The following is a 12055-nucleotide window of genomic DNA, read 5'->3' as shown; positions in this document are numbered from 1 at the left end:
TCGATTTAATTTTGTTTCATATAATCAAAAAAAGTTTGACATCGCGCTTTCGTTCTTGATACCGTCCGATGCAAGCAATCCGACGGATTGCCCGCCACGCAATCGATTCCGCTCCACGTTTTTTCGCTTCCGCTGCACCGAAGTACGCGCCGCCGAATGAGTCGTTCGCCCGCCGGCGCGTGCAGCATCCCGATGCATTTCACTGGACGGCTGCCATCCGGCAGCGGGCCGAAGGATCGAATCAAATGAGCAGGACAACGAAGCTGTTGCTCTAGCAATCCCGCCCGCGCCGAATCCGGCGCGACTGCCCCGCCCTGCGGCGCAGCCTTCCCGTTATCGCGTTTTCCGTATTTCGCCCCCGGAGAAAAACCGCTTTCCGGATCGGGCGAAAGGCCCTGTCGCGTCCGTGCCATCCGCCCGCATGCGACAGAAAGCGGCGGTGCATGACCCGCACCGCTGTCGACCGTTGTTGTTCGTGCCGTTCGTTGTTCAACCGGAGGGGTAATTCAAATGAATCAGGTTGCAAACAAGAAACAAAAGCACATTCGCGCCGTCAATCTCGCACTCGTTGCCGCGGCAGCCGCGTCGTTCGGCATGGCGACCGCCCATGCCGCGCCTGCGGCCGGCTGGACGGAAACGCGCACCAAGGGGTTCCTGCCGCTCGTGCAGCAGAACGAAGCCGGCACGGCCGGCGCGCCCGCCGCGAGCACGGCTGCCGCTGCCGCCGCAGCGATCGACATGGCGCCCGGCGAATCGGTGGACATCGTGCTCGGGCTGAACCTGCGCAACGAAGCGCAACTCGACCAGTACCTGCGCGACCTGCATACGCCCGGCTCGCCGCACTACCGGCAGTTCCTCACGCCCGCGCAATTCGCCGCGCAATATGCGCCGACCGACCAGCAGGTCGCGTCCGTCGTCGCGCACCTGCGCAAGGCGGGCTTCGTGAATATCGTGGTCGCGCCGAACCGGCTGCTGGTCTCCGCGTCCGGCACCGCGGGAACCGTCCAGTCCGCGTTCCGCACGACCCTCAAGCGCTTCACGCGCAACGGCCGCAGCGTCTATGCGAACACCGACGCCGCGCAAGTACCGAACGCGATCGGCAACATCGTCGGCACGGTGCTCGGCCTGCAGAACGTCGAGCTGATGCATACGGGTGCGGGCAGCAAGCCGCAAGGCAACACCAGCAACCTGACGATCCCGGCCGGCGCGTCGGCGGTGCCGCACAACCCGACCGAGTTCTCGTCGATCTACGGCGGCGACGGCACGCCGACGGCCTCGCAGACCACGGTCGGCATCATCTCCGAAGGCGACCTGTCGCAGACGGTGAGCGACCTCAATACGTTCGCCGCGAACAACGGCCTCGGCACGATCAGCAGCAGCATCGTGAAGACGGGGCCGGCCGGCAGTTCGTACACCGATACCGACGGCACCGTCGAATGGAACCTCGACAGCCAGTCGATCGTCGGCACGGCCGGCGGCAGCGTGAAGCAGGTCGTGTTCTACACCGCGCCGTCGATGACGCTCACCGCGATCACGGCCGCGTACAACAAGGCCGTGACCGACAACGTCGCGAAGGTGATCAACGTGTCGCTCGGCGTGTGCGAATCGTCCGCGAACAGCACCGGCTCTCAAGCCACCGACGACACCATCTTCAAGCAGGCGGTCGCGCAAGGGCAAACCTTCTCGGTTTCCGCCGGCGACCACGGCGCGTACGAATGCGCGAGCGGCACGCCGTCGCGCTCGACCTACACGGTGAGCGAGCCGGCCACGTCGCCGTACGTGATCGCGGTGGGCGGCACGACGCTGTTCACCAATACGTCGACCAATGCGTACAACAGCGAAATCGTCTGGAACGATCCGAGCTGGCAGCCGGGCACCGTGTGGTCGACGGGCGGCGGGTACAGCAAGTACGAGGCCGCGCCAACGTGGCAGTCGTCGACCCTCACCGGCTCGACCAAGCGCGCGCTGCCCGACATCGGCTTCGACGCCGACCTGCGCACGGGTGCGATTCTCGTCGTGAACGGCCAGACGTCCGACACGCTGTGGGGTTCGGGCTACCTGAACAACGAAGGCGGCACGAGCCTCGCGGCGCCGATCTTCACGGGCATCTGGGCGCGGCTGCAGTCGGCCAACAACAATGCGCTCGGGTTCCCCGCGTCGAGCATCTACAAGTACTTCCCGACCAACGCGGCGCTGCTGCACGACGTCACGTCCGGCAACAACGGCAGCGGCACTTACGGCTACAAGGCGAAGGCCGGCTGGGATGCGACGACGGGCTTCGGCAGCGTGAACATCTCGAAGCTGAACGCGTTCATCCAGAGCACGTCGGATTTCGCGCGCTGATGAACCGTTGACCGAACCGGGTGCGGTTGCGCGACGTATCGCGCGCAACCGCGTCCGACAACCCGCGAAGGCTGCGAAGCCGTCGCGGGTTCTCTGCATGCCGCGTCGTCTCGCCTCTCCGATGCGGGCCTTGCCGCGCCATTCAATCGGCCCAGTTCCGGACATAATCCGGCACCGGCACGTTGCCGTCTGCATGAACCGGTGCGCCGCGCGTCGTCTTCAGCGGCAAGACCCCGGCCCACACAGCAAGCCCAAGATCCTCTTCCTTGTCGGACGGCAGCGAATCGCTGATTTTCACGGCCGCTTCCGCCATTGAAATCCGCAGCACGCTGGTCGCGTTGATTTCCTTCGAATTGCCCGGTCGCGCTTCATGCTTGCGGCCCGGCGCGATCTTGTCCATCAACGCATCCAGAGCGACGAGTTTTTCCTCCCTGCCTTCGATCACGTCGAACTGCCCGTAGATCACCGCGGATCGATAATTCATCGAATGGTTGAAGGCGGACCGGGCCAGCACGAGGCCGTCCAGCAGCGTCATCGCGACGCAAGCCTGCGCGCCGGCCGACAGCGCCTTGATCATCCGGCTGCCGTTGGACCCGTGGATATAGAGCTCGTCGCCCCTTCTCCAGTGCGCGGTCGGGATGCAGTGCGTGTTCTGCCCGTCGCCGAACGCGATGTGACAGACGTACGCATCGTCCACGATGCGGTAGAGCATCGTGCGATCGTGGCTCGCCAGTTCAGGCAGGCGGCGAATGGTCGTACGCGGCGTGGAAGAGAGAGTGGTCTGGTCGTTCATATATCTGTACTGCGAAATGAATTATATCGGAATCGTTCCGTATCCATGGCGGAACGCGCGATTGCCTGGCCCATCGACAGTCGCTCGCCGAATCGAGCAAAATACGCGCGTACCGCAAGCGGCCGATCGCTCAACATGCGCGTGCACCGGCCTGCCCCGCGAGAACGTGAACGATACGATGCGCGCGGCATCTTCGAAAGAACCAGCACAACGAAAATTTCTGGAACCAGCCCATGGATCTCGCGCTGCTCATCTCATCGCTTGCCAGACAGGACGGCGCGCCAACGCATAGTCAGCAGGAAGCCCTCTACCGGAGCCTGCGCGACATGCTGCTGGACGGGCAGCTTCCGCGTGGCACGCGGCTCGCGTCGACGCGCGTGCTCGCGGCCGAGCTGGGCATCGCGCGCAATTCCGCGGTCTATGCGTACGAGCGCCTGGCCGAGGAAGGCTTCGTGGCGGCCACGCGCAACGGCACGATCACGCGATGGGACGGATGCGGCCGCCCGAGCGTCGGCCATGAGGACGGCCCCGCACCGGTTCACCTGTCGGCGCGCGTGCACGGGCTGGAGAACGCCGATCCCGAGCCCGAACGCATGCTGCCGTTCGTTCCCGGCCTCCCTTCCCTCGACGAATTCCCGGTTGCCCAGTGGCGCCGTTGCATCGAGCGCGCATGGAAGACCATCACGCCCGCCCGGCTGGCGTACGGGCCGGTCGAAGGGCTGCCCGAGCTGCGGCGCGCGGTGGCCGCGTACATCCGCGTCTCGCGCGGCGTGCGCTGCGACACGGAGCAGGTATTCATCACCGACGGCACGCAGAGCAGCCTCGAGCTCTGCGCGCGGATGCTCGCGAATCCCGGCGAATACGGCTGGCTCGAGAACCCTTGCTACAACGGCGCGAGGACCGCGTTCCGGTCGACCGGCCTGAATCCCGTGCCGATCGAGGTCGATCGCGAGGGCATGGCGCCGACCGACGAGCAGTGGCGCACCCGCCCGCCCCGGCTGATCTATACGACCCCGTCGCACCAGTACCCGCTCGGCGCGCTGATGAGCCCCCGGCGGCGCGCGGCGCTCGTCGAGCGCGCCCGCGCATGCGGCGCGTGGATCATCGAGGACGACTACGACAGCGAATTCCGTCACGGCGGCGAGCCGCTGCCCGCGATCCAGGGCCTGCATGCGGACGCGCCGGTGTGCTATCTCGGCACCTTCAGCAAGACGATGTTTCCGGCCCTGCGGCTCGGTTTCATGGTGGTGCCGCCGGCGCTGGTCGAACGCTTCACCAGAACGCTGCGCGAACTCGTCCATCGCGGTCACTCGGCCGACCAGCTGGCGATGGCCGAATTCATCGATACCGGCCTGTTTGCGCGGCACCTGCGGAAGATGCGGGCGCTTTATGCGGACCGGCGCAGCAGCCTCGAAGCGGCGCTCGCTCGCCATCTCGGCACGTCGCTGAGCGTGCGCGAAAGCCCGGGCGGCATGCATCTTTCCGCGGATCTCGCGGCGCCGCTGCACGATACCGACGTCGCGCGCGCCGCAGCCGCTCATGGCTTGCTGCTGCAACCGATGAGCAGCTACTGCATCGGCGACGGCCGCCGCGGCAACGGCCGCCGGTACAACGGCTTCGTGCTCGGCTATTCCGGGCTGAGCGACGCGGTGATCGAGACAGCGGCGATGCAGTTTGCGGCCGTCATCGAGCAGCACCGCCGCACGCGGCGCTGAATGTCGCTCACAGTTGCGATTCGATCGGAAACAGCCCGAGAAACCACACTTCCATCCGCCTCGGGGCGGACACCTCCGGCTCGTGATCGATCTCGGTGACCGTCCCGTCCGCATCGGTCTGAATCCACTTGAGCCGCGCTTTGCCGGCCGGATCGGTTCTCGCCTCGACACGCCAGGCGATCTGGTCGAGCCGCGCCTCCAGATCGTTGGCCACCTGCGATGCAATCGCCGGGCTCTCGCAGTAAACGCCGATCTCCGTATTGAGGTTCAGCGAGCGCGGATCGAGATTCATCGACCCGATGAAGATGCTCGTGTGATCGAACACGTAGGTCTTCGCATGCAGCGACGCGCGCGACGAGCCGCCGATGACCTGCTTCGAAATGCTCTTGTCGCCCGATGGCCGGCGCTCGTAAAGCCGCACGCCCGCGTTCACCAGATCGCTTCGATAGCGGCGGTAGCCGGCATGTACGGCTGCCACGTCGGTCGACGCGAGCGAATTGGTCAGCACCGTCACGCTCACGCCGCGCGCCGTGAGCGCACGCAGCCGCTCGACCGCCTCCTTGCCCGGCACGAAATACGGCGACACGATCAGCAGGTCGCGCCGGGGCTGCAACGCAAGCGCACGCAACTGCGGCATCAGGTGCCCGTCGCTGTCCTTCGGCGCGTGCGCGATCTTCGACGGATCGTCGTACAGCACCGTCGCATGCCCCCACGACAGCTCCGTGCCCTGCCCGTGGACGATCCGGTCGAGCCGCTGCCGGGCCTCGAGCACGTACGGATTGTCCTCCATGGCCCGCAGGTAGTCGCGCAACCGTTCGCGCTCGCGGTCGAGCCCGCCCGGCGCCGCATCGTGCCCGACCAGCGTATCGACCGGATACGCATACGGCGAATTCCAGAACGTATCGAATTCGGTCGAGATGTCCTTCACGACCGGGCCGTGCACGACGACGTCGAGATCGCCGAACTCCAGCATCGACGATGCGCCGAAGTATTCATCGCCGATATTGCGGCCGCCGACGATCGCCACCTGGTTGTCCGCGATCATCGCCTTGTTGTGCATGCGCCGGTTGACGCGCGAGAACTCGAACACCGTGCCGAGCTTCTTGAACCGGCGCGTGGCCACCGGATTAAACAACCGGATCTCGATGTTCGGATGCGCGCTGATCTCGAGCAGCTTGCGGTCATCCGCGTTGGTGCCGAGATCGTCGAGCAGCGCGCGCACGCGCACGCCGCGATCGGCCGCGCGCATGACCGCATCGGCCAGTTCGTGCCCGGTCAGGTCGTCGTGCCAGATGTAGTACTGCAGGTCGAGCGAACGGTCGGCACGGTCGGCGAGCAGCACGCGCGCATCCAGCGCGTCGACTGGATCGGTCAGCAGATGAAACGCGTCCTGCCCCGGATGGGCGGCAGCCTGCTGACGAAATGCCGCGCCGAGGCGCGTATCGTCGGTATCGGTGAATGCATGCGTCGGCGCGCGGTCGGCCTGCGGCGGCAGGCTCGCGCACGCGGCAAGCATCAGCAACGACAGAATCGCACCCCACGAACGCAGCATGATCATGTTGGCCGCCCCTCACTGTCGGGCGAAATCGGATTGTGATTGTTCTGGCTGCCGGATCGCACGCGGCGCGGGTCGGCGGTTTGCGCGCCCGACGGAAATCCGATCGTGCACGCCGGTCGCGCTACAGCATACTTCGATCGAGATCGGGACGGCACGCTCTCCGTGTTTCCCGTGGCGGCGATACGACATGCTGCGCAGATCGCTGTATCTGAAGCCAGTCAGCAAGGTCATGTATTGCGAGCAATGCGGTGCGCGCAGTCGGCAAATCCACGAGACGACGGTTCGCCGAGTGGGCGAACTGCCGTTATTCGAATACCGGGTGGTGTTGCATGTGCCTCGTCGCCGGGTCTGGTGCGGACATTGTGGCGGCCCGCGGGAGAAGCTGACGTGGCTGGGTCGCTACCAGCGGCGTGACGGAGCGGTCAGGCCGTGAACCGGAGGGCGTTACTGGCGGCCAATCAGTCGCTGTTTCGTGACCCGTTTCCGCCATCCGCTCAATACCAGCGTCGTCGAAGACATCAACAGCACCATCAAGGCCATCAAGCGTCGAGCTTACGGATACCGCGACGGGGAGTACTTCCTCCTCAAGATCCGCGCCGCGTTCCTCGGTGATCCGCGTTGAACCAAAAATCTGAAAATACCAAATTTAGTTCAGTTCTTTGCTCGAATAACCGAGCAGCCACCTTGCGACGATGAGACGGTTGATTTCACCCGCCCCTTCGAAAATGTCGAAGATCCGGGCATCTCGAAACCACTTCTCCGCCAGGTGTTCCTCCGTTAGCGCGAGCGGCCCGAGAAGTTCCATGCACTCCTGCGTAATGCGACGCGTAGCCAAACCACCCAGCGCTTTCGCCATGGAAGCCTCGATCATCGTCTGCTCATTCGTGACGCCGTTCGCCTGTTCCGACCATTTGGCATGCAAGACCGACAATTTGGTCGCGTCGTACAACGCTTCGAGCGCGATCAGGCGATCCTGCGCGGCAGACCGCGCGTTGCGCCCTTCCGCGTAGTCGGGCGCCTGTCCTGCCTGGCGAAGATTTTCCGCTACCGCGTCCAGCATGTTGCGGGCGATTTTGAGGCCGAATGCCGTAACCATCGCGCGCGACCCGTTGAAAACCATCATCGTGCGCTTGAAGTCTGCGTTCAGCTTGTTCCGTGAAGGCACGCGACAGTCCTGAAGCACAAAGTCCGCCGTGTCCCACGCGCGCATGCCCATTTTGTCGACCTGGCCAAGCAGTTGCAAACCCGGCGCGCCCTTCTCGACGATAAACGCACAGAACGGGCGAATTCCCCGCTCGTCCGGCGCACCCTTCAGCAAAACCACTGCTCCCGCTGCCTCTCCGAAGCCCGAACAATAGATCTTCTCGCCATTCAGTATCCATTCATCGGTGACCTCGTCGTGTCGGGCGCTTCCGACCATCGCTCGCGGATCGGATCCTGCGCCGGGCTCCGAAATGGCGATCGACAGCAACTTGTCGCCAAAGCGCTCGATCTGATCCGGCGTACCCGAGTACTTGACGATCTTCGTTCCGAGAAACCGATTCGTATCGCGCCGCATGCGCACGTCGGGATACTCCAGTTGCAGCAGCGCCTGCGTAACGATCGACCCGCTTGTTTCGGCCGGATCGGCTTCGAGCAATGCGTAAGGATCCGGGCGCCCGGCGGCCTCCGGAAGCTCGACGGGCTCGAGTTCTTCGTGATGCTGATCGTAATAGCGCGCGTATTTACGGGCGATTTCCACGTCTTCACGTGCGATGTTCACCAGATACTCGTCTTTCGGGGTGAGAGTAAAGTCAACCACGTTTGATCTCCTTATCGACAAGTCAAACACCGGCCACGCCTTCGAGCATCGAGACCGCGCGTGAATTCCGGTACCACATTTCAATTGGATGTTCACGTACGAACCCGTGGCCGCCGAAGATCTGCAAGCCCTCATCCGCGATCGACATCGATTGACGCGCAGCATACGTATACGCGAGCTGGGACGAACGCGTGGCGTCTTGTCCGCCCGCAAGCTCGAACGCCGCTCTCCATCCCATCATGCGCATCGCCGCCACGTCGATATGCATATCCGCTATACGAAAGGCGATCGACTGCTTGCTCGCGAGCGCGGAGCCATGAACCACCCGATCCTTTGCGTACGGGATGACGTACTCCATGACGCCGCGCGAAAGACCGGTCATCACGGCAGCAAGCCCGACGCGCGACGAATCGACGATGCGCTGAACGTTCATGCCGGCCCCGTTGCCAAGGCGTGCCGAGTTCGGAACGAATACGCCGTCGAACCGGATGTCGCTCATTTCCAGTGCCCGCAAGCCAACCGTCGGTACCGGCGCCTCGACATTCATGCCAGCCGTGTCGCGCCCAACGATGAAGGCTGCCCGCTCGCCCTCGGCTTGCGCGATGACGAGAAAGTGGCTCGCAGCGGAAGCCAGCGGGACCAGTGTCTTGCGTCCGTTGAGCCGCCATCCGTCTTTGTCCCGCACAGCCGTGGTCGTCAGCGACGACACGTCGGAACCGAAATGCGGTTCCATCAGCGCAATGGCCGCAGCGCGGAATGTGCTTCCGTAAAACAACGGCAACAGCGTCTCCCGCTGCTGCTGCGACCCCTGATCCAGGATGGCCTGGGTAAACGCCACCGGCGCCGCCAGCGCAAGCGCGAGCGTGGCGTCGGCTGCGGCGAGTTCTTCGAGCACAATCGCGTTGAGAATCGGGCACCGAACCTGGTCCTCGTTGCCTTGCATCTGTATGAGGCCAGTCGACCACAGCGCATCCAGTGTCGATACGGGAATTGCCGAATCCCGGTCCAGCTTCTGTGCGATCGGCCGCAACTCTCCTTGCGCGAAGCTTCGCATCGCGTTACGCGCGAGTTCCTGTTCCTCGCTCAAATCGAACGTAATCAAGTCTTCCTCCTGTTTTCCTGAACAACGCAGTTCACATCTGCGTCAAGAAGTGTCGGCGCATCGTTCACGATATTCGCCCTTCTCGATCCGCAGAAAATCGTCGAAAGAAAATCGCTACCTCGCGGTCAAAGCCTGACGGCCCCGCGTAACGTATCGCGCAGAATTTCCTCGGTGTGTTCGCCGAGCAGCGGTGCCCGCGCCTCGACTTGAACCGTTGAAAGACCGAAGCGCACCGGAAAGTTCATGTGCCGGATCACGCCGAATTCGGGATCCTCGTAATCGACATAAACGTCGCTGCTCCGCACTTGCGGATCTTCGAAGAACTCCTCCAACGTGTAGATCGGGCCGATTGCCACGCCCTCGGATTCGGCACGCGCCAATACTTCGGCGCGCGTCATCGTGGTCGCCTTGGCGCCGAGCGCTCGCCACATCTCGCCGTTCTGTTCGATTCGTTTCGCCGCCGACTTCCAGGTCGCGTCATCCAGCAGATCTTCCCGACCGAAGAGCCGGCACGCCGCCGCAAACTGATCGTCCGTCTGGACATGGCCAATGACCCATCCGTCGCGCGTGCGAAGCGGGTGATGAATGTCGAGTGCCGGGGCTTTGCGTGCGTCGGGCGACTGGAACGTGTAGTTTCCGATGTTGTCCGTCAGGCCGAACCACGAAAACGCATTCAGCAGCGAGGCATCAATGCGCTGCCCTTGCCCACCGCTGCGTTCGCGATGCAGCAGCGCCGCGAGAATCGCGCTCGCCGTGATTGTTGCGGTCGACTTGTCCACCATCAAATTGCGGATCGGCTCCGGCGCGCCGCCGCGCCCCTGGAGATACATGACGCCTGTCATACCCTGAAGCACATGGTCGTATGCGGGTTTCGACGCATATGGCCCCGACTCGCCAAAGCCGGAAATCGATGCATAAATCAGCTTCGAATTGGCGCTCTGGAGTAACTCATAACCCAGACCAAGCCGCTCCATGACACGAGGGCGCATGTTGTGAAGCAGCACGTCCGACGCTGACGCCAGCGCCTGAGCGACTTCCAGGTCGCGCGGCGTCTTCAGGTCCAGCACGATGCTTTTCTTGCCCCGATTCACCGTCATGAACAACGCACCCATCCCCTTGTGGAAGGGTCCCACTCTGCGCATCGGATCGCCTTCCGGCGGTTCGATTTTGATCACCTCGGCACCCATGTCCGCCAGAACCTGCCCCGCCAGCGGAGCCGACACCATCGAGCCCAGTTCGAGCACACGAAGTCCCGAACATGGCCCATTCCTCCTCGCTTCCTCGCTCATTCCTTCCTCCAATACTTCAACGTCGAGATTGACATCTCTGCATCGACAAGTTTTCGATACGAACAACGGAACCGGACTGTGCCGGAACGGCTCAACTCCACAACAAAACAAACAAGTCTGTTTGTATTTAAATAGATCTACGAATCAGCCGTCAGAACAGGTGACGTATCCCGACCATCGCGCCCGCCTGTCCGACTCCGCGTGCCGGCACTGCTGGCACGATGCTGCTTGAAGACACTGAATAAGCCGCACCGCTTCCGCTGTTCTTCATGTAAGCAAGTAGGCCATATACCGCGGTGCGCTTGGACAGGTTGTAGTTGACGCGAAAAACCCCCATCGTCCCGTCCGCATCGTATGAACGGTTCCTGATGTGCGAAATTTGCGCGTCGAAAACCCATGCGACATACGGCACCGATACACCGAGGTAGCCGAGATCCGTTCGCACCGTCCGAACATCCCCTTTGATTTCCCGATGCAGCCATCCGCCTCCGAGCTTGACCCTTCCGACGAGAACATAGCCGTTTGCCTGATATCGCCGATCGGTATCGCCCGAGTTCGCAAAAGCGACGCTGCTCAGGCCCGGCACGACGGTCATTGCTGTTGCGCCGGCGCCACCGCGCTGCTCGTCATAGATGAGCGCCGCCCCCCAGTTCGCGCGGTCGTACTTCAGCATCGCGCTGATTGCACGGCATGACATCATGTCCCCGGGAAGCTGCCCGCCGCAGTTGCTTGCGGACAGGCCGTCGCGTCCGAACGAATAGCTCACGCCGACCGTCAAATCCGAAAACTTCCCGCGATACTCGACGCTGTTATCCGCACGTGCCGAAGCAAGATAGGCATCGAACGATCCCACGCTGAAAACGGCAGGGCCGATCACATCTGCATCGGCCATGCCATAGATGGTCATGGTCATTTGCCGCCCAACGGTCAATTGTCCCCATTCGCCCTTGATCCCGACAAACGACTGCCGTCCAAATAGGCGGCCATTCTGAAGCGAGGTTCCCGTCGACATCGCAAAACCGCTCTCGAGCATGAATACCGCCTTGATTCCTCCGCCCAGGTCCTCCTCGCCACGCAGGCCCCACCGGGACGGTAGATCGCCGCCGCTGATCGTCGGGAGCCGCAACATCGCCCCGCCTGTTGGTGACGCGTGAGTAAAGAACTCCACGCCTGTATCGACAATGCCGTACAGCGTAATCGTCGATTGCGCCCATGCCGGCGCACAGATGCTCACCGAGGCGGCAAGCAACGCTGTTCGTTGATGTCTCATTTGTCTCCTTCACCATGTTGATGGCTCGTCTTTTACTGCCGGAACCCATCAGGGGCGGCGCTCTCGTGCCGATACAAGCGATGGCATGTCGCGTCGTCGTTTTTTTAAAACAGACCGTCTCGTTCTTTTGATGCTCAGCAAATCGGCCTCCTTCCGATATGCGAATCTACCGTGCATGATGAAA

At 63.0% G+C, this 12055-nt stretch carries 8 protein-coding genes and 2 pseudogenes; 4 read left to right on the top strand and 6 right to left on the bottom strand.

Going from position 1 to position 12055, the window contains the following annotated elements:
• Positions 1–510: 510 nt before the first annotated feature.
• Positions 511–2343: a S53 family peptidase gene (locus HWX03_RS02205; protein WP_175870072.1), complete on the top strand. Its 1833-nt coding sequence runs from the start codon at positions 511–513 to the stop codon at positions 2341–2343.
• Positions 2344–2485: 142 nt separating this feature from the next.
• Here HWX03_RS02205 and HWX03_RS02200 read toward each other — a convergent pair whose 3' ends face one another.
• A complete protein-coding gene (locus HWX03_RS02200; RefSeq protein ID WP_175870071.1) occupies positions 2486–3136 on the bottom strand; it encodes a pyridoxamine 5'-phosphate oxidase family protein in 651 nt (216 codons plus the stop codon).
• A 233-nt stretch (positions 3137–3369) separates the two neighbouring features.
• Between HWX03_RS02200 and HWX03_RS02195 the strand changes: the two genes are divergently transcribed.
• Positions 3370–4851 carry a PLP-dependent aminotransferase family protein gene (locus HWX03_RS02195; protein ID WP_175870070.1) on the top strand — a complete coding sequence of 494 codons (1482 nt, stop codon included), beginning with the start codon at positions 3370–3372 and terminating at the stop codon, positions 4849–4851.
• Positions 4852–4858: 7 nt separating this feature from the next.
• On the opposite strand, the gene HWX03_RS02190 is transcribed toward HWX03_RS02195, so the two are convergent.
• Complete coding sequence (locus tag HWX03_RS02190) at positions 4859–6409, bottom strand: phospholipase D family protein (protein ID WP_175870069.1); 1551 nt, start codon at positions 6407–6409, stop codon at positions 4859–4861.
• A gap of 199 nt (positions 6410–6608) precedes the next feature.
• On the opposite strand from HWX03_RS02190, the pseudogene HWX03_RS36815 reads away from it, so the two are divergent.
• Both HWX03_RS36815 and HWX03_RS36810 read left to right on the top strand, forming a co-directional pair.
• Positions 6609–6818 (top strand): annotated as a pseudogene (locus HWX03_RS36815) (transposase family protein); the annotation flags it as partial.
• A 78-nt stretch (positions 6819–6896) separates the two neighbouring features.
• A pseudogene (locus tag HWX03_RS36810) lies at positions 6897–7031 on the top strand (transposase); the annotation flags it as partial.
• A 24-nt stretch (positions 7032–7055) separates the two neighbouring features.
• Here HWX03_RS36810 and HWX03_RS02175 read toward each other — a convergent pair.
• The 4 genes from HWX03_RS02175 to HWX03_RS02160 all read right to left on the bottom strand — a co-directional run bounded on the left by HWX03_RS02175 (position 7056) and on the right by HWX03_RS02160 (position 11871).
• Positions 7056–8210 carry an acyl-CoA dehydrogenase gene (locus HWX03_RS02175; RefSeq protein WP_175870067.1) on the bottom strand — a complete coding sequence of 385 codons (1155 nt, stop codon included), beginning with the start codon at positions 8208–8210 and terminating at the stop codon, positions 7056–7058.
• Positions 8211–8232: 22 nt separating this feature from the next.
• A complete protein-coding gene (locus HWX03_RS02170) occupies positions 8233–9312 on the bottom strand; it encodes an acyl-CoA dehydrogenase (RefSeq protein ID WP_175870066.1) in 1080 nt (359 codons plus the stop codon).
• Positions 9313–9437: 125 nt separating this feature from the next.
• Positions 9438–10601: a CoA transferase gene (locus HWX03_RS02165; RefSeq protein WP_175870065.1), complete on the bottom strand. Its 1164-nt coding sequence runs from the start codon at positions 10599–10601 to the stop codon at positions 9438–9440.
• Positions 10602–10752: 151 nt separating this feature from the next.
• Positions 10753–11871 (bottom strand): porin, encoded by a 1119-nt coding sequence (locus tag HWX03_RS02160; protein ID WP_175870064.1) that lies wholly within the window; start codon positions 11869–11871, stop codon positions 10753–10755.
• Positions 11872–12055: the final 184 nt, after the last annotated feature.

It is taken from the genome of Burkholderia sp. BCC0397, from assembly GCF_902832865.1.
Classification (GTDB): domain Bacteria; phylum Pseudomonadota; class Gammaproteobacteria; order Burkholderiales; family Burkholderiaceae; genus Burkholderia.
Note: the sequence above shows the minus strand (reverse complement) of the source record. Positions and strands in the feature narration are given on the sequence as shown.